The sequence below is a fragment of the Streptomyces sp. NPDC050504 genome, assembly GCF_044458065.1.
In the GTDB taxonomy this organism is placed as follows: domain Bacteria; phylum Actinomycetota; class Actinomycetes; order Streptomycetales; family Streptomycetaceae; genus Streptomyces.
In genome coordinates, this window is the sequence record NZ_JBITHO010000003.1 from 404776 (window position 1) to 422999 (window position 18224).

13 protein-coding genes are annotated in these 18224 nt (G+C 73.3%); 5 read left to right on the forward strand and 8 right to left on the reverse strand.

Features of this window, described 5'->3' with window-relative positions; all coding sequences use genetic code 11:
- Position 1: 1 nt before the first annotated feature.
- From ACIBNE_RS12955 to ACIBNE_RS12975, 5 genes are all read right to left on the reverse strand, one after another.
- The gene (locus tag ACIBNE_RS12955; protein WP_399271574.1) at positions 2-3223 is read right to left on the reverse strand and encodes an amino acid adenylation domain-containing protein; all 3222 of its coding nucleotides are present in this window, start codon (positions 3221-3223) and stop codon (positions 2-4) included.
- Entirely contained in the window at positions 3216-6428 is a 3213-nt protein-coding gene (locus ACIBNE_RS12960; protein WP_399271575.1) for an amino acid adenylation domain-containing protein, read from the reverse strand. The genes ACIBNE_RS12955 and ACIBNE_RS12960 overlap by 8 nt, the downstream gene beginning before the upstream one ends.
- Positions 6425-7129 carry an HAD family hydrolase gene (locus ACIBNE_RS12965; protein ID WP_399271576.1) on the reverse strand — a complete coding sequence of 235 codons (705 nt, stop codon included), beginning with the start codon at positions 7127-7129 and terminating at the stop codon, positions 6425-6427. Before ACIBNE_RS12965 ends, ACIBNE_RS12960 begins: the two co-directional genes overlap by 4 nt.
- Positions 7130-7133: 4 nt before the next feature.
- Positions 7134-8027, reverse strand: coding sequence for a dihydrodipicolinate synthase family protein (locus tag ACIBNE_RS12970; RefSeq protein ID WP_399271577.1), 894 nt, complete (start codon positions 8025-8027; stop codon positions 7134-7136).
- 102 nt (positions 8028-8129) lie between these two features.
- Complete coding sequence (locus ACIBNE_RS12975; RefSeq protein WP_399271578.1) at positions 8130-9110, reverse strand: TauD/TfdA family dioxygenase; 981 nt, start codon at positions 9108-9110, stop codon at positions 8130-8132.
- A gap of 465 nt (positions 9111-9575) precedes the next feature.
- Between ACIBNE_RS12975 and ACIBNE_RS12980 the strand changes: the two genes are divergently transcribed.
- The 5 genes from ACIBNE_RS12980 (at position 9576) to ACIBNE_RS13000 (ending at position 15235) form a co-directional block, all read left to right on the forward strand.
- Entirely contained in the window at positions 9576-11288 is a 1713-nt protein-coding gene (locus tag ACIBNE_RS12980; protein ID WP_399271579.1) for a sensor histidine kinase, read from the forward strand.
- Positions 11289-11363: 75 nt separating this feature from the next.
- A complete protein-coding gene (locus ACIBNE_RS12985; RefSeq protein WP_399271580.1) occupies positions 11364-12059 on the forward strand; it encodes a response regulator in 696 nt (231 codons plus the stop codon).
- A 264-nt stretch (positions 12060-12323) separates the two neighbouring features.
- Positions 12324-13757, forward strand: coding sequence for a DUF2252 domain-containing protein (locus ACIBNE_RS12990; RefSeq protein ID WP_399271581.1), 1434 nt, complete (start codon positions 12324-12326; stop codon positions 13755-13757).
- A gap of 232 nt (positions 13758-13989) precedes the next feature.
- Positions 13990-14844, forward strand: coding sequence for a J domain-containing protein (locus ACIBNE_RS12995; RefSeq protein WP_399271582.1), 855 nt, complete (start codon positions 13990-13992; stop codon positions 14842-14844).
- Positions 14845-14890: 46 nt separating this feature from the next.
- Entirely contained in the window at positions 14891-15235 is a 345-nt protein-coding gene (locus ACIBNE_RS13000) for a rhodanese-like domain-containing protein (protein WP_399271583.1), read from the forward strand.
- 62 nt (positions 15236-15297) lie between these two features.
- Here ACIBNE_RS13000 and ACIBNE_RS13005 read toward each other — a convergent pair whose 3' ends face one another.
- From ACIBNE_RS13005 to paaD, 3 genes are all read right to left on the reverse strand, one after another.
- The gene (locus ACIBNE_RS13005; protein WP_399271584.1) at positions 15298-16488 is read right to left on the reverse strand and encodes an acyl-CoA dehydrogenase family protein; all 1191 of its coding nucleotides are present in this window, start codon (positions 16486-16488) and stop codon (positions 15298-15300) included.
- Between the two features lie 142 nt (positions 16489-16630).
- On the reverse strand, positions 16631-17692 hold the full coding sequence (locus tag ACIBNE_RS13010; protein WP_399271585.1) for a 2Fe-2S iron-sulfur cluster-binding protein: 1062 nt from the start codon (positions 17690-17692) through the stop codon (positions 16631-16633).
- Positions 17693-18193: a 1,2-phenylacetyl-CoA epoxidase subunit PaaD gene (paaD, locus tag ACIBNE_RS13015; protein WP_399271666.1), complete on the reverse strand. Its 501-nt coding sequence runs from the start codon at positions 18191-18193 to the stop codon at positions 17693-17695.
- Between the last annotated feature and the right edge of the window lie 31 nt (positions 18194-18224).

Consider the following 18224-nt stretch of genomic DNA (forward strand, 5'->3'; position numbering starts at 1 on the left):
GCTACTGCCTCCCTGCTTGTCGTTCGTCGAGCACCGCGCCGAGACGGGCGATCGTCGTGTAGTCGAACAAGTCGCTGATCTTGAGCCCGCACTCCGGGTACTTCGTGGAGAGCGCTTCGGCCAGCTGGATCAGCAGCAGCGAATTGCCGCCGGAGTCGAAGAACGTCCGGGTCCTGTCCAGTTCCGTCACTCCCAGCAGCCCGCGCCACACCGCGGCCACCTCGCGTTCGGTCTCGGTGCGCGGCGGCTCGGCGACGGCGGCCGCGGGCACGACCGCGGGCAGCGCGGCGAGGTCGAGCTTGGCGTTCCGGGTGAGCGGCAGCGCGGGCAGCGCGACGAAGGCGGCCGGAACCATGTACTGCGGCAGGATCCGCCGCAGGTGCGTCCGCAGTTCCTCGTCCGCGGGGGCGCCGGCCGGTCCCGCGACCACGTAGGCGACGAGGTCGGGCCCGCCGCGCAGGTCCTCGCGCACGACCACGACGGCGTCGGCGACCAGCCGGTGCGAGCGCAGGGCCGCGGCCACCTCGCCGGTCTCGATCCGGTGGCCGCGCACCTTCACCTGGTGGTCGATGCGGCCGAGGAACTCGATGCGCCCGTCCGGGAGCCGTCGCACGAGGTCGCCCGTGCGGTACAGCCGGGCGCCGGGCGTGCCGGAGAACGGGTCGGGCACGAAGCGCTTCGCGGTGAGCGCGGGCCGCCCGGTGTAGCCGCGGGCCAGGCCCGCGCCGCCCAGGAGCAGCTCGCCCGGCGCGCACGGCGGCACCGGGTTGCCGCCCTCGTCGACGACGTAGGCGGTGGTGTTGCCGATCGGGCGGCCGATGGGCAGCCGCCCGTGCGGTGCGGACACCTCGCCGAGGTCCTCGTAGGTGGCGAACAGCGTGCTCTCGGTCGGCCCGTACATGTGGCGCAGGGCGGCGTCTTCGCCCTGGAGTCCACGGGCGCGGACCGCCGTCGCCGGGGGCAGGACGTCGCCGCCGACGAAGACGGTGCGGAGCCTGCCGAGCAGTTCGGGCGCGCTCTCGACGACGAGCCCCAGCTGCGGCGATATCAACTGGACCATGTTGACCGGGTGGGAGCGCAGTCCGGCGCGGAGCTGGTCCAGCAGGCCGAGGCGGCCGGACTCCTCCGGTACGACGGCGATCGCACCGCCGTTGAGGAGCGGACCCCACAGCTCGACGAGGGAGGCGTCGAAGGTCAGCGGCGACAGCTGAAGACACACGTCGGCGGGGCCGAACTCGTGGTAGCGGGCGCTGCGGACCAGCCGCGCCAGGGAGTGCTGGGCGACCGCGACGGCGTTCGGCCGTCCCGTCGAGCCGGACGTGTAGATGATGTGCGCGAGGCTGCCGCCATCGGCCACCGGTGCCGGGCCGTCGTCCGTCTCCTTTCCGGCCCGCTCGGCCAACTCCTCCCAGGCAAGGGTCTGTTCGCACCAGGAGAACGCCTCGGCGCTCGTCTCGTCCGTGAGCACCAGCGCGGCGCCGCTGTCGGCGACCAGCATGCGCAGCCGCTCGGCCGGGTCGGCCGCCAGCATCGGCACGTAGCAGCCGCCGGCCTTGAGGACCGCCAGCATCGCCACGACGCGCTCGGGGGAGCGCCGCATGCTCAGGCCGACCGGGGTCTCCAGCGACACCCCGTGGGCGCGCAGCGCCCGGCTCGCCCGGTTGACCCGCCGGTTGAGCTCGGCGTAGGTCAGGACGCCGTCCGGGTGGTACACCGCGGGGGCCTCGGGCGCCCGCGCGACCTGCTCCTCGAACAGCGCCTGCACGGACGCGTACGGGTAGTCCCCGCCCACCTCGTTGTCGACGAGCACGGCCGGGGCCGTGACGTCGGTGACCGCGACGTCGCCCACCGGGAGGTCGGGCCGTTCCACCAGCCCGGCCAGCGCGGTGGCCAGCGACGCGGTCAGCTCGGCGACCGTCCGGGGGTCGAACAGCTCGGCGTCGGCCGACACCGCCACCCGCAGGACGTCGTCGCCGTCCTCCTCGAACACGATGTCCAGGTCCACCGACGTGCCCATGCGGATGCCGACCGGGGTGGCCCGCAGCCCGGCGAACTCGGTCGCCCGGTCCGCCTGTTCCAGGCTCACCGCGACCTGCGCCAGCGGGTTGCGGTTCATCGCCCGGTCCGGGTTCAGCGCCTGGACGACCTCGTCGAAGGGCAGGTCGGCGTGCTCGAACACGTCGAGGAACTCGTCGCAGACCCGGTCGAGCAGCTCCCGGAAGGTGGGCTGCCCGTCCAGAGCGGTGCGGACCACGACGCCGTTGACGAAGAAGCCGACGACCGACTGGGCCACCGGCAGCGGACGCTGCGCGATCTGCGCCAGCAGCGGTACGTCGTCCTGCCGCGCCCAGCGCCCCAGCACGACCGAGGTCGCGGCGAGCACCGCCATGTACGTGGTGACGTGGTGCTCCTGGCACAGGGCGCGCAGGGCGCGCACCGTTGGCGCGGGCACGGTCACGGTGTGGTCCGTGAACGTGAACGCCGGAGCGGCGGGCCGCTGCCGGTCGGTCACCAGGCCGAGCCCCGGAAGGTCCGCGAGGTGCTCCCGCCAGAACGCGACGAGCCTGGCGCGGCGCGCCGCGTCGAGCCTGCCGTGCTCCCACACCGCGATGTCGGCGGGCTGTACGGGGAGCGGGTCGAAGCCCGTCTGCTCGCCGGTCAGCGCCGCGCGGTAGGACGCCGCGAGTTCGCGGATCACGACGGGTCCCGACCAGCCGTCGATGACGCTGTGGTGCGCGACGACGACGAGGAGGCCCAGGCCGTCCGCGCGCAGCAGCGCCACGCGCACGAGCGGCCCGTTCTCCAGGTCGAACTGCCTGCGGCACACCGCTTCCGCGGCCTCCAGCACCGCGGGGGGCACGTCACCCGCCGCGCCCGGGTCCGCGCCCGGGTCCGCGGCGGTGGGCGCGGCCACGTCCACGACCTCGACCTCGCACCGCGTGCCCGCAGCCCCGGCGCGGCGGACCCGCTGGGTCAGCCCGTCGGCGGAGACGAACACGGTGCGCAGCGACTCGTGCCGTTCGACCAGCGCGTCCACGGCGTGCTGGAGCGCGGGCACGTCGAGCGCCTCGTCGAACCGCAGCACGAGGGAGAAGTTGTAGAGCGCCATGTCGGGGAAGAACCGCTGAAGCGCCCACAGCCGGGCCTGCGCGGGCGACGCGGCGAAGTCGTCGTGCTCCGCCCCGACGCGCGGCAGGGCGGTCGGCGCGAATGACTCAGTCATTGCCACCTCGCTCCTTCTCCAGTACCCGTGCCAGGGACGACACCGTGGTGTTGCGGAAGAACAGCCGCAACGGGATCTCGTGCCCGGCGAGTTGCTTGACCCGGGCCGAGACCTGGAGCATCGCCAGCGAGTTGCCGCCGAGCGCGAAGAAGTCGTCGTCGGCACCGACCTCGGGCACGCCGAGCACGGCCGACCACACCTCGCGCAGGACGCGCTCCAGCTCCGACCGGGCGGGAGCGGCGGCCGTCGCGGGCCGGGCCTGCGTGGGCTGCGGCAGCGCGGCCCGGTCCAGCTTCCCGTTGGCCGTCAGCGGCAGCGCCGCCAGCACGACGATGTTCGAGGGGACGGCGGCCGCGGGCATCTCGGCCGCGAGCGCGGTCCGCAGCTCGTCCGGCTCGGGCGGCGCCGCCGGATCGGCGGGCGTGACGTAGCCGATCAGCCGCGCCGACTCGCGCGCGTCCTTGCCCGGTACGACCACCACGGCGGCCGCTGCGACGTCGGCGCGCCTGCGCAGCGCGGCGGCGGTCTCGCCCGGTTCGACGCGGGTGCCGCGGATCTTGACCTGCTCGTCGGAGCGGCCCATGAAGACGAGGTTGTCCTCGGGGCCCCACGCGCCGATGTCGCCGCTGCGGTACAGGCGGGCGCCCGCCGATTCAACGAACGGGTCGGGTACGAAGCTCGCGGCGGTCGTGGCCGGTTGACCGGCGTAGCCGCGGGCGACGCCGACGCCGCCGAGGCAGATCTCGCCGGGCACGCGGTGCGGAACGGGATGCAGGTCCTGGTCCACCACGTACGCGCGCAGGTGGGCGAGCAGGCGGCCGAGCGGCGCCACGTCCCCCGACCACTGCGCGGGGTCGTAGGTCCAGCCGCTGGTCGTGATCGTCACTTCGGTGGGGCCGTAGCCGACCACCAGGCGCACGCCGGGCGCGAGTTGCCGCCAGCGCGCGAGTTCGGCGGTGGCGACGGCCTCGCCGCCGAGGATCAGCAGCCGCAGCGCGCTCGGCGCGAGCGCGGGCTCGCGGGAGAGCGCCAGGGCGAGTTCGTAGCCGTACTGCGGGGTGAGTTCCAGGACGGTGGCGCCCTCGGCCCGCAGGATGCCGAGCAGTTCCACCGGGTCCCACAGGTCGGGGCCGCGCAGCAGCAGGGTCGCGCCGGTCGTCAGCGGCAGCAGCATCTGCTCCAGCGCCGCGTCGAAGTTGACCGAGGAGAACTGGACGGCGACGTCGGCGGGTCCGAACTCGTAGGACCGCGCGACGCTGCGGGTGTTGGTCGCCAGCGAACGGTGGTCGATCGCGACGCCCTTGGGCACCCCGGTGGAGCCCGAGGTGTACGTCACGTACGCCAGGTCTGCCGTGCCGGGCAGCGGGAATCCGGCCTCCGGTTCCCGGCCGACCGTACCGCCGCTGCCGCTCGTGTTGCTCGTGCCGCCGTCCTCGGCGGCGTCGACCACCTGGGTGGCGCGCCTCGGGGGCAGCAGTGCGGTGCCGCGGGCGGCGAGCCGGTCCTCGGTGAGCAGGACCCGGGCGCCGGAGTCGCGCAGGGCGAAGGCGATGCGGCGGTCGGGGAGCACCGGGTCCAGGGGCAGGAACGCCCCGCCCGCGCGCAGGACGGCCAGCAGGCCGACGATGAGCCGGGGGCCGCGTTCGAGGAAGACGCCGACGACGGTCTCGGGGCCGACCCCGGCCGCGCGCAGCCTCCGTGCGAGGGCTTCGACCCGCCCGGCGAGGTCGGCGTAGCCGATCCGCTGGTCGCCGCACACGATCGCCGTGTGCTCGGGCCGGAGCGCCGCCTGTTCCAGGAACGTCGCCACCACGGTCGATCCGCTCGGCGCGACGGGCGGCGGGTTGGTGCTCTCGACGAGCCGTGCGGCCGCGGCCGGTTCCAGCAGGCCGATGGAGTGCAGCGGCGCCGTCAGGTCACGGGCGAACGCGCGCAGCACCGTGCGGAAGGCGGTGAGGAGGTCGGCGGCCGCCTCGTCGTCGAGCCTGCCGCGGTCGTACTCCAGGTGGAGGGCCGCGGCGGAGTCGTCGTCGACGCTGAGCACGACGGGGAAGCCGACGCGCCGCGAGGTGCGGTGCAGCGAGACCTCGACGCCGCCGGTGCGCGCGTGGGCGACGGGTCCGCTCTCGCACACCACGACGGTGTCGAAGAGCGGGACGCCGGGGCGTCCGGCGAGCGTCTGGAGCGTGGAGAGGGAGGCCGTGCCGTGCGGGCCGGCGGCCCGCAGGTGCTCGGCGGCCCTGGTCACCAGGTCGAGGACGGTCTCGTCCGGTTCGACCCGGAGCAGCGCGGGGAGGGTGGCCAGCGCGGTGCCCGCTCCGACGGCTTCGACCGCGCCGTTCGCGCGGGTGGAGCCGAACAGGACGGTACGGCTGCGGGTGTAGCGGCTCAGCACGAAGGCCCACACCGCGTGAACGGCGCTGTGCCTGCCGTGCGTTCGGCCGAGCTCCTCCCACGCGGACGTCTCGGCCTCGTCCAGCGGGACACTGTACTCGGCGATGCCGCTGGAGCCGCTGGCGTCGGAAGAGCCGGAGGTGACCGCCGGGAACGGATTCGTCTCGTCCGTGTCGGCCAGCCGTCCGCGCCAGAACTCGTCGTCGGACAGCTCCGCGTCCGCGTGCGGCTCGGACGGTACGGGCTCCGCCACGAGCGGCGCCCCGGCCTCGGGGGCGCCGGACACCAGGCCCGCGTAGAGCGCGAGCAGCCGCTGGGTCAGCGTGCGGCGGCCGCGGCCGTCGAGGTGCGCCTGCGACGAGGACCAGATCAGCAGGTGGGCGGTGTCGTCGAGCCGGGCGACGGAGAGGTGCGCCGCCGCGGCGGTGTCCAGGGCCGAGCCGGCCTCCCGGTGGTGCTGGAGGGTGCGCTCCAACTCCGCCTCGACGTCCGCCTCTTCGGCCCTTGACCAGTCGTACCGCACCGGGCTGACGTCCGGCGCGGTGGACGCGACGGTCCGGTGGGGCCGCCCCGACCCGTCCCAGACGAACGCGCCGCGCAGGACGGCGTGTTCGTCGAACAGGGTCCGCCAGGCGGTTTCGAGCGCGTCGAGGTCGAGCTTGCCCTCGACCCGGAACACGTGCTGGACGACGCCCAGACCGGCCTCGCGGTCGTAGGCGGTGTCGAACAGGACGCCGTGCTGGAGCGGCGTCAGGGGGAGCGCGTCAACGGTGTCCGCCGGCTGCTCGCCGGAGGGGGGCGGGGGCGTCACGACGCGTACTCGTTCGTGATGGACACGTCGCGCCGCGCCAGCAGGTCGTACAGGCACCCGAAGAGTTCCGAGGGGTGCTCGATGTACGCGTCGGGTTCGGCCTCGTGCAGTTCCACCTTGGTCCCCATCCCCCAGCCGACGGCCACGGTGCGGGCTCCGGCGGCCGCGCCCGACGCGATGTCGACCCACGAGTCGCCCACGACGACGGAGTCGGCCGGGTCCAGTCCGTGGAGCTCGCACAGGGCGACGACGCCGTCGGGCGCGGGCTTGCCCGGCAGGTCGTCGTCGCCCGCGACGAGTCCCGAGAACAGTTCGCCGATCGAAAGGTGAGCCAGGATCTCCTCGGTACGGCGCCGGTCCTTGCCGGTGATCAGCGCCGAGTCGACGCCCATCGCCCGCAGTTGGCGGCACACCTCGATCGCCTTGGGGATCGTCACCACGTCGGCCACCCGGGCGGAGGAGAGGGCGCGGAAGACCTCGTACATCTCGCCGGGCAGCCCGAGTTCTTCGAGGATGGTGGGGAACGGCTGGCCCAGCCGCTTGAGGAACTCCTCCACCGGCGCCTCGCCCGGTCCCACGGTCTGTGCGTACGCGAGACGGAACGAACTCGTCATGACCTGCCGCGAATCGATCAGGGTGCCGTCCAGATCGAAGATCACCAGCTTGCGCGGCGGTACCGGCTCCGTTGTCACCTTCAGCATGCGGCTACAGGATCCCTGCTGCGCGGACCGAGGCGAGCAGGTCCTCGGTCTCGTACGGCTTCAGCTGGGCGAGCGGCGGGCGGACCGTCGCGTGGGCGATGACGCCCTGCGCCGCGAGCACGGCCTTGATGCGGGCGATGAACTGGTTCTTGGGGTTCGCGGTGGCGGCGACGCCGTGCAGCAGGCTGTCCGCGAACACCTCGGACGCCTTGTCCCAGTCGCCGGAGTTGGCCGCCGCGTGCAGCGCGATGACCTCCTTGGGCAGGAAGTTGCCGGTGGCGATGGCGCTGCCCGCGGCACCGAGGCGGAGCGCGGAGACGAGCGTCGCGTCGTCGCCGGCGAAGACGGTGACCTGCGGCGCCAGGCGGCGCAGCTCGGCGACCCGCTGCGGTGCGGGCAGCGCCATCTTCACGTACTTGACGTTGTCGAACTCCTGCGCGAGCGCGGCGACGGTGGTGGCGTCCACCTCGATGCCGTCGGCCCCGTCGTAGATCATGACGGGGATGTCGACGGCCTCGGCGACCGCGGAGAAGTGCGCGAGCTGGGCGTCGGCGGACTTGGCGAAGTAGAACGGCGGCAGGACCATGACGCAGTCGGCGCCCGCGGTCTGCGCGTGCCGGGCGAGCTTCACGGCCTCGGCCGTGCTGTCGGACCCGACGCCGACGGTGACCGCCACCCGGCCGCGCACCAGCTCGACGACCTCGTCGACGGTGTCCGCGCGCTCGGCCGCCGTCATCGTGAAGAATTCGCCGGTCGTCCCCAGTGCGATGACGCCGTCGGCGCCCGCGTCCAGGACGTGCTCGATCAGGGAGGAAAGCGATTCGCGGTCGCGCTCGTGATCGGGCAGGAAAGGCGTCACGAGAAGTACGTGAGTTCCGCCGGTACGAAGTTCAGTCATGATTTCTCCTGTTCGAGACGTACGTGCTGCATTGCGCTGGGTTTTGCCCAGCGCAATGCGCGCCGCTGGTTCATTTGCGGCGTAATTGAGAGAGCGGTGACGCTATACGTACTTCGTCATGTCGATTACGTATCCGGAAGCCGATTCGCGGAGTGTGCGGGACTTCCGCAGGTCACGGGTCACCAGTGCCTTGCGGTACCAGCGGTCGTATCCGTCGTACTTCGGACGGAAGGGCTGGCGGCCGTGCACGGAGCGGTAATTGTCGATCAGGCAGACGTCGCCCTGGTTCAGGTCGATCGACTGCTGTACGCGGCGGAACTCTTCGAGCAGGTTCGTCAGCGCCCGGTCCGCCTCGGCGTCGCCGTCGACGGCCTTCATGTACTCGCGGCAGTCGATGCGCACGTAGGGCTCTTCGGCGTCGCCGTTCAGCAGGGGCACGAGCTTGGGGCCCGTCTGGCCGAGGCTGGCGGCGTTCCTGACGGTCTCGGAGTCGGGCGAGAGGACGAACCGCGCCTCGCGCAGGACCTTCTCGTCCTCCTCGCTCAGCCGGATGTCGTCCATGAGCGAGACCGTCGTGGCGATGTGTTCGCGGTTGCGGAAGCACATGAGGCCGACGAAGTCGCACCGGAAGTCGTTGAAGCCGTCCTCGCAGTGCACGTCGAACTCGACCTTGCTGCCGTGGCCGGTCTGGCTGCTCTCGTCGCCCGCGATCGGCACGACGTCGTTGAGCAGGCGTCCGTCCTGGAGCGACTTCCAGCAGAACAGGTCGCCGAGCCGCGAGGTCAGCAGGGTGAGGTACGCGTCTTCCCGCGGCGTGGCCAGGGAGCGCTCGCGCCAGTGTCCCGGCGTCGTGCCGATCGCGTCGTCGCTCACCGGGAATCCGGACACGACGACCGCGGCGGTCAGGCTCTCGCGCCGGTACCGCTCCAGGAAGCCGACCAGCCGCTCCGGAAGGTGCACGGAGAGTTCCGCGGCGCGTCGGACGAATTCGACGCCGCTGGCCTCACTGAATTCGCCGCACAGGCGTCCTACTAGCTCCTCGACCTGATTGAGCTCAGCAGTGGTCAGATCGAAACGGCTCAAGGTGGACAAGGTCACGTCTACACCATCTTCCCCTAGTTGGAACACGTTGTCCCAACCCCTGAGATGATCATGCTATCCCAGCATCCCTCGTTTGAGAGGTTTTTTATTGATAAAAAAACGGGCCCCGGAATCAATGATTCCGGGGTATTCATAGGTGATAAATCCGTTTTTGGTGAGGGATGGTGCCCCGCATTCCGGACACCTGCCGGTCCCTTGCGCTACGCACGGCGGCGGGGGTTGACCGCGGTGAAGTCGGCCTGCTTCTGATTGGCCGGGCCGGGGCTTCCTACTGGCTGGTTCAACTCGGTTTAATTGTACGGCAGTTGGTTATGAGATCCGAATTGGCGGTTGGTGGACCCGGAAATGGGGGGCCGCCCGTCCGGTACGGCGGGGCGACCTTCGTCGTGGCGGCGCGCTACGAAAGAGGACGGCCGGGGTCCGGGCCGGCCGCCTAGGGTGCCGGGCGTGGAAGCGGTAGCGGGACTGAAGGGCCGGATGCGGGACGGCCGGCGGTGGCTGGCCCCGCCGGAGATGTGGTCGAGGCGCCGCATCGCGGGCGAGGCGGTGCTGGCGGCGCTGCTGCTGCTGTTCGCCCTGGGCGCCGAGGACCTGGTGGGCCGGTCGGCGCCGCCCGCGCTGATCGGCGCGGCCGTCGTGGTGCTGTCGCTGCTGCGGCGCAGGTTCCCCGTCTCCGTACTGCTGCTCGTGGGGGCGCCCGGCGGGGTCGTCGTCGGGTTCAGCCCGCTGCTGGTGCTGGTGGGCTGGTCGGCCGGGCGCAGGATCGAGGGGGCGGGCAGGGCGCTGGGCGCCTTCAGCGCCTCGTTCGCGCTCTACTTCGCCTTCACGGTCTGGGACAGCTGGCCGTGGGTGCAGTCGATCTCCCTGGCGCTGCTGCCCACCCTCACCTTCCTCGTCACCGTGGCGCTGCCCGGACTCGTCGGCCGCTACCTCGCGCAGCGGCGGTCGCTGGTGCACGCGCTCCAGGAGTACAACGCGCAGCTGCTGCGCGAGCGCGCGATGGTGGTCGGCCAGGCCAGGCTGCGGGAGCGGCAGCGCATCGCCCAGGACATGCACGACAGCCTGGGACACCGGCTGGCGCTGATCTCCGTGCACACCGGGGCGCTGGAGGTCGACCCCGACCTGACCGAGCGCCAGCGGGAGGTGACCGGGGTGCTGCGGGAGGCGTCGGTGACCGCCATGCACGAGCTGCGCGAAGTCGTCGGCATCCTCAGGGACGGGGTGGAGGCCCCCGAGCAGGCCGTGGACGAGACGGGGCGCGCGGCGCGCGGCATCGCCGGGATCCAGGGACTGGTGGACTCGGCGGCGGCCGCGGGCACGGCGGTGGAGCTGCGCTGCCCGGCCGAGGCGCGCCCGCTCGCCCCCGCGGCCGACCACGCGGCGTACCGGATCGTCCAGGAGGCGCTGACCAACGCCTACAAGCACGCGCCCGACGCGGCGATCGCGGTGGAGCTGCGCTTCGAACCGGACTCGTTCGTCGTGGAGATCGTCAACGGCCCCGGCGCGCGGCCCGCGGACGACGTGGTGAGCGGCGGCCAGGGGCTGGCCGGGCTGCACGAGCGCGCCCGGCTGGTGGGCGGCATGGTGCACGCGGGGCCGACCGCGGAGGGCGGCTTCCGGGTGGCGGGCGTGCTCCCGTACGGCGGCGACTACGGCGGCGACGCCGTGGAGGGCGCGCCGTTCGTCGACGCGGCCGACGACTTCCGGCAGCAGTCGGGGGCGGCGGGGCCCGGGAAGGGTGGCCGGTTCAAGGGCTGGGCCATTTCGGAACGGGAGCTGGCAGTGAGCAGGGGCAAGCGCAGTGGGTTCGCGGTGGGGTGCGGGATCGCGGTCGGGGTGGTCGTGGCCCTGCTGCTCGCGGTGGGCGTGGGCATCTACTTCCTGGTGGGGTCGCTGGACAAGGGGATGATCGAACCGGAGCAGTACCACCGGGTGAAGGTCGGCACGAGCGAGCAGAAGGTGCGGGACATGCTGCCCAGCGGCGACACCGTGATGACGTCGGGGCTCGACGGGAAGGGACCGAAGACGCCGGAGGGGGCCGAGTGCCTGGTGCTGATGTCGTCGGAGCTGGGGGAGGACATCAACAGCGAGCCCGTGTTCAGATTCTGCTTCAAGGACGGCAAGCTGATCGAGAAGAAGTCCTACGAGGTCCGGCGGTAGGCCCGGCAGTGGGCCCGGTGGTGGAGTCGGCCGTGGAGCCGGTAGTGGAGAAGGGCGTACGGGAGTGAGGCGGCAGTGGGCGTGACGGGCGCGGGGCCCGGGGCCGGGGGTCCCGCGGGGCCGCTCATCAGGGTGGTCATCGCCGACGACGAGCCGCTGATCAGGGCGGGGATCCGGATGATCCTCACGTCCGACCCGGGCATCGAGGTGGTGGGCGAGGCGTCCCACGGGCGCGAGGCCGTCGAGCTGGCGCGGGCCCACGCGGCGGACGTGATGCTGCTCGACATCCAGATGCCGGTGATGGACGGGCTCACGGCGCTGGCCGAGCTGCGCAGGTCGGCCCCCGCGACCCGGGTGATCGTCCTCACCACCTTCGGCGAGCGGGAGAACGTCCTGCGGGCGCTGGAGCACGGGAGCGCGGGGTTCCTGCTCAAGGACACCGCGCCCGCCGAGCTGATCCGGGCCGTGCGGGCGGCGGCGGCCGGGGACGCGTACCTCTCGCCGGGGGCGACCCGGCACGTGGTGGACCAGCTCTCGTCGGGGCGGTCGGCCGTGCGCAACGACGAGGCGCGGTCCCGGGTGGCGGCGCTCAGCGGACGGGAGCGCGAGGTGCTGGCGCTGCTCGGGGAGGGGCTGTCCAACGCCGAAGCGGGCAGGCGGCTGCACATGAGCGAGGCCACCGTGAAGACGTACGTCAGCAGGATCCTGGCGAAGCTGGGGTGCGACAACCGGGTGCAGGCGGCGCTGCTGGCGCGGGACGCGGGGCTCTAGGCGGGGACTCCGGGCGGGGGGCTCCGGGCGTGGGGCTCTAGCGGGGGCTCTGGGCGCGGGGCTCTGGAGCGGGGGCTCTGGGGCGAGGGTGCCGGGCGGGGGCGTGAGGCGGCTCCGGAGGCCCCGTGGTGCTCCTGTGGGTGACGGGCTTTTCCACAGGTCGGAGCTTGTCCACAGGGGGAAGACGTCCGCCGGAGCCCGGCGGTAACGTCATTGCCGGTTGATGTTGTTCGAGCCCTACGAACACTGGGGGAGGCGGCTGTCATGGCCGAGACCGACGTGATGGTGCCGGCGCAGCGGGCGACGGCGGGGGACCGGCGCGTCCCCGTGGTGCCGGGCTTCATGCGGAGCGGCGGCGACGGCTCGCCGAAGGCCGTCGGCAAGGCGCTGCGCGACCGGGTGCCGCGGTTGTCGCACGACTCGCTGGTGCTCGCGGTCGACCGGCCGGACGCGGTGCGCGCGGTGGAGGAGTCGAGCAGGGGCCGGGTGCCCGAGCTGGCGCCGATACGGGTGGGCCGGATGGCCGCGACGCCCTTCGCCTTCCTGCGCGGCGCGGCCGGCCTGATGGCCCACGACCTGGTGGGGACGCCGGTCACGGACATACGCGCGCAGATCTGCGGCGACGCCCACGCGGCCAACTTCGGGCTGTACGGCGACGCGCGCGGCGGCCTCGTCATCGACCTGAACGACTTCGACGAGACCGTGATCGGGCCCTGGGAGTGGGACGTGAAGCGGCTCGCCGCCTCGCTGGTCCTCGCCGGACGGCAGGCGGGCGCGGACGAGGACGTCTGCAGGGCCGCGGCCTTCGACGCGGTGGGGGCGTACCGGCGGACCATGCGGCTGCTGGCCAAGATGCCCGTGCTGGACGCCTGGAACGCCATCGCGGACGAGGAGCTGGTCTCGCACACGGACGCGCGCGACCTGCTCGGCACTCTGGAGCGGGTCGCGGAGAAGGCGCGCGGCAACACCAGCGCGCGGTTCGCAGCCAAGGCCACGGAGCGGTCGGGGGACGGCAGGCGGCGCTTCGTGGACGCGCCGCCCGTGCTGCGCCGGGTGCCCGACGGCGAGGCGGCGGCGGTCGCCGCGTCGCTGGGCGCGTACCTGGAGACGCTGCCCGAGGACCGGCACCCGCTGCTCGCGCGGTACGAGATACACGACGTGGCGTTCCGGGTGGTCGGCACGGGGAGCGTGGGCACGCGGTCGTACGTGGTGCTGCTGCTCGACCACCGGGGCGAGCCGCTGGTGCTCCAGGTGAAGGAGGCGCGTCCCTCGGCGCTGCTCCCCTACCTGGCGGCCGTGGACTTCGAGACGCCCGAGGTGGAGCACGAGGGGCGCCGGGTGGTGTTCGGACAGAAGCGGATGCAGGTGGTGAGCGACAACCTGCTCGGCTGGACGACCGTCGACGGCAGGCCCTACCAGGTCAGGCAGTTCAGGAACCGCAAGGGCAGCGTGGACCCGGCGGCGCTCGCCGCGGACCAGCTGGACGACTACGGGCGGATGACGGGCGCGCTGCTGGCGCGGGCCCATGCGCACAGCGCCGACCCCCGGCTGATCGGCGGGTACTGCGGCAAGAGCGAGGAGCTGGACGAAGCGGTGGCGGCCTTCGCGGTGGCGTACGCGGACCAGACCGAGGCGGACCACGCGGAACTGGTGAAGGCGGTCAAGGACGGCCGGATAGCGGCGGAACCGGGGGTGTAACGGCGGAACCGGGGGTGTAGCCACGCACTCGCGCGCCCGCGGGCTGTGGCGCGTGTTGGGGCGCGTGTGGGGGGCGCGGGCTGGGGCGGCGTGTTGGGGCCGTGAGCTTGAGGCCGTGCGTTGAAGGTTGCGCGTGCGTGCGAACGGAGGCGGGGAGGGAGGGCGGGGGGGGGAGGGGGAGGGAGGCCCCCCGAGGCGTGGGAGCGGGCGCGGGCGCCCGTAGGCTGGGCGGGTGAGCCAGGATGCCGCCCCTCAAGGGCCGACCACCCCGCACGACGAGCCTTCGGGGCCGCCCGGGGCCGCACAGGACGAGCAGCGGCCCGAGGCGCGGCTGGAGAAGGCCGTGCGGGTCGCCGAGCAGGCGTTGATCGAGTTCGAGATCGCGGTGGAGACGTTCCGGGTGGAGGTGGAGAACTTCTCCCGGCTGCACCACCAGAAGCTCGGCCCGATGTACACCCGCCTCGACGAGCTGGACGCCGAGATCGCCGAGGCGCGGGCCGCGCTCTCCGGCGACCCCGACGACCTGCGCAAGGCGCGGGAGGCGCGGGCCGCCGTACTGCCGATGCCGGAGGTCGAGGAGCTGTTCCACGGCTGGATGGACTCCGACGGGCTCTCGCCCGAGGCGTCGGCGATGCTGACCGAGCAGCCCGTGCGTCCGCCGAAGCGGGTGCGGCCCAGCGAGGAGGCCCGCAAGCTCTACCGCGACCTGGCGCGCAAGGCCCACCCGGACCTGGCCCAGGACGAGCGGGAGCGGGCGCGGCGCGACGAGTTCATCTCCCGGGTGAACGCCGCCTACGGGCGCGGGGACGTCGCGCTGCTCCAGGAACTGTCCGACGAGTGGGCGGCCGGGCCCGTGCCCGAGCCGCAGCGGCTGAGCGAGAGCGAGGAGCTCTACGCCCGGCTGGAGTGGCTCGCGGCCCGCAAGGAACTGCTGACCCTGCTCGCCAAGGAGCTGGAGGAGGGCGCGATCGGCGCGATGCTGCGGATGGCGCCCGACGACCCCGACCGGCTGCTCGACGAGATCGCCGAGCAGCTGCTCGCCCAGGTCGCACAACGCGAGGCGGAGCTCGCGGGGCTCGTGCAGTAGCGTTTCCGGGGACTTTTGCCGCGTGCGTACGAGAGAAGGCTGACCCATGAACTTCGCCCCGCTGCCCTCGGTGGACATCGCGGCGGTGCCGGCCGACGGGCTGGTGCTGGACGTGCGGGAGAACGACGAGTGGGCGGCGGGGCACGTCGAGGGCGCGCTGCACGTCCCGATGAGCGACTTCGTGGCCCGCTTCGGCGAGGTGACCGACGCGGTGGCCGACGGCCGCACGGCGTACGTGATGTGCCGGGTCGGCGGGCGGTCCGCGCAGGTCACGCAGTACCTGGTGCAGCAGGGCATCGACGCGGTGAACATCGACGGCGGGATGCTGGCCTGGGACGGCGCTGGGCGCCCGATGGTGAGCGAGAGCGGCAACCCGGCGTTCGTCCTCTAGTCCCCGCCCCCGCCCCGCCCCTCGTCCCCCCCCCGGCCCCCCGGGGCCTGCGGCCCTTCGGGTCAGCCGCCCAGGGGGTGGGTGGCCAGGAGGTCGCCCAGGGCCTCCTCGTGGGCGGCGGCCGGGCCGAGGGACAGCTCCAGCTGCTTGGCCCAGGCGTGGAAGCGGTGCAGCGGGTAGTCGGTGTCCGCGCCGAAGCCGCCGTGCAGGTGCTGTGCCGTCTGGACGACCCGGCGCACCCCGTCCGACGCCCAGACCTTCGCCACCGCGACGTCCCCGGCGACGGGCAGCGCGCCGCCCGCGTCCGTGGCGATGCGCCAGGCGGCCTGCCAGAGGGTGACCTCCATGGCGCGCAGGTCGATGTAGCGGTCGGCGGCCTGCACGGCGACCGCCTGGAAGGTGGCGAGCGGGAAGCCGAACTGTTCGCGCTTTCCGGTGTACTGGGCGGTCATCGCGAGGACCGCCTCGCCCAGGCCGAGCGCGAGCGCGCAGGTGCCGGTGGTGAGCAGCAGGCGCAGCCGCTCCCAGGCGCCGTCGGCGTCGATGACGGCGCCGCCGTCGACGCGTACGGAGTCCAGGGTCACCTCTGCCTGGAGCTCGCCGCTCGTGGAGAACTGGTCGGCGAGCGTGACGCCGCCCGCCGTCCGGGGGACCAGCGCGAGGACGGTCCGGCCTTCGGAGGTGTGGGCGGGTACGGCGACGAGGTCCGCGCTCCGTGCCCAGGGCACGCCCGTCACGACGCCGTCGAGCACCCAGCCGCCGCGCCGGTCGCCACTGCTGCCGGTGCCGCCGGTGCCGTCCCCGTGCACGTCGCCGTCGGTGCGGTGTGCGGTGACGGCCAGTTCGGCGGGGTCGTGGCCCGTGCGGCCGTTGGCGGCGGCGGTGAGGACCAGCTCGCCGCGGCCCACGGCGGGCAGGATCCGGGCCGCCAGCTCCGGGGAGCCGTGGCGCTGGACGGTCAGGGCCACGGCCGAGGTCTCCAGCAGCGGCACCCGCGCCAGTACCTTCGCGGACTCGCGCAGCACCAGGCAGAGCGCGATCGCGTCGAGCCCCGATCCGCCGTGCTCGGGCGCGAGGACCAGGCCCAGCAGGTCGCTGCCCGCGAGCGCGGCCCACAGCGTCCTGTCGAAGTCGTCGGCCACCGCGCCCGACGTCAGCGCGGGGCTCGGCACGCCGTCCGGGGCGACGCCCGAGAAGACGGCCCTGGCCGCTTCCACGGCCGCCTGCTGCTCCTCGGTGAAGGTGAAGTCCACGGGCCTGTCCTCCCACGCGCGCATTCGACCTGACGGGGCGTCAAGATAGAACACGTTCTACGGGATGGGAAGGCCGGCGCACCCCGCGCGGCCCCCCCAGCACGGACTCCAGCACGGACCCCCGTACGGTCGACCCGCGCGGTCAGCGGTCGAAGTCGAGTTCCACCTCCGGGGTCGCCGGACGGGACTGGCAGGCCAGGACGTATCCGGCGTCGGTCTCCTCGGGCTCCAGCGCGAAGTTGCGGTCCATCCGCACCTCGCCCGAGACCACGAACGCCCGGCACGTGCCGCACACGCCGCCCTTGCAGGCGTACGGGGCGTCGGAGCGTGCCCTGAGCACCGTCTCCAGCAGCGACTCGCCCTCCTGGACCGGCCAGTTGCCCGAGCGGCCGTCGAGCGTCGCGGTCAGTACGGCGCCCGCGGGGACGGCCGCGGCCTGACGGTCGGACACCGCCGCCGTGCCGTCCTCCACGTGGAAGATCTCCTGGTGGACCCGGCCGCGCCCGACGCCCAGCTCCTTCAGCGCCGCCTCCGCGCCCTGTACGAGCCCGAGCGGTCCGCACAGGAACCAGCCGTCCACGTCCGCCACCGGCAGCAGCGCGGGCAGCAGCCCCGCGAGCCGCTCCCGGTCCAGCCGTCCGGAGTCGAGACCGGACTGCTGCTCCTCCCGGGAGAGCGCCGTGACCAGCTGGAACCGGTCCGGGTAGCGGTCCTTCAGGTCGGCGACCTCGTCGAGGAACATCGTCGAGGCCACCGTGCGGTCGCCCCTGATCAGGCAGAACCGGGCCTCGGGCGCCCGCGCCAGCAGCGTCGCCGCCATCGACAGCACCGGAGTGATCCCGCTGCCGCCGACGACCGCCGCGAAGTGCCCCGCGCGCGGCTCCAGCACGAACCGGCCCGTCGGCGGCATCACGTCCACCGCGTCCCCGACCGCCAGCTCCTTGAGCGCGTACGTGGAGAACGCGCCGTCCTCCACCAGCCGGATGCCCACCCGCAGCACGGGCGCGGCGGGCGCGGCGACGGCGGGCGCGCAGATCGAGTACGTGCGCCTGATCTCCTCGCCGGCCACGAAGCGGCGCAGCGCCACGTGCTGCCCCGGCGTGTGGCGGAAGGTCTCGTGCAGCTCGGGCGGCACGGCGAAGGTGACGGCGACCGAGTCGTCGGTGAGCCGCTCGACCTCGCTCACCCGGAGCGGATGGAACATCTACAACTCCTTGAAGTGGTCGAAGGGCTCGCGGCACGACACGCAGCGGCGCAGTGCCTTGCAGGCCGTCGAGGAGAAGCGGCTCAGCAGCTCGGTGTCGGTCGACCCGCAGTGCGGGCAGCGCACCGAGAGCGTGAGCGGCACGGGCCCGTCCGCGGCGTGCGCGCGCGGCGGCGCTATGCCGAACTCGGCGAGCTTGCGCCGCCCGTCGGCGCTGATGTCGTCCGTCGACCAGGCGGGGGAGAGCACCTTGACGACGGAGACCTCCGCCACGCCGTGCTCGTGCAGCAGCCGCTCGATGTCCGAGGACATCGCCTCGACGGCGGGGCAGCCGGTGTACGTGGGGGTGAGCCGGACGGTGACCCGGCCGGGGCCGTGCACCTCCACGCCGCGCAGCACGCCCAGCTCCGCCAGGGTCAGCACCGGCAGTTCGGGGTCGGGCACGGACCCGGCGAGCGCCCGCAGCTCGGCCTCCAGAGCCGTGTCCCGCGATGCCTCCAGGGCCGTGTCCCGCGACGCGTACGACGCCGTG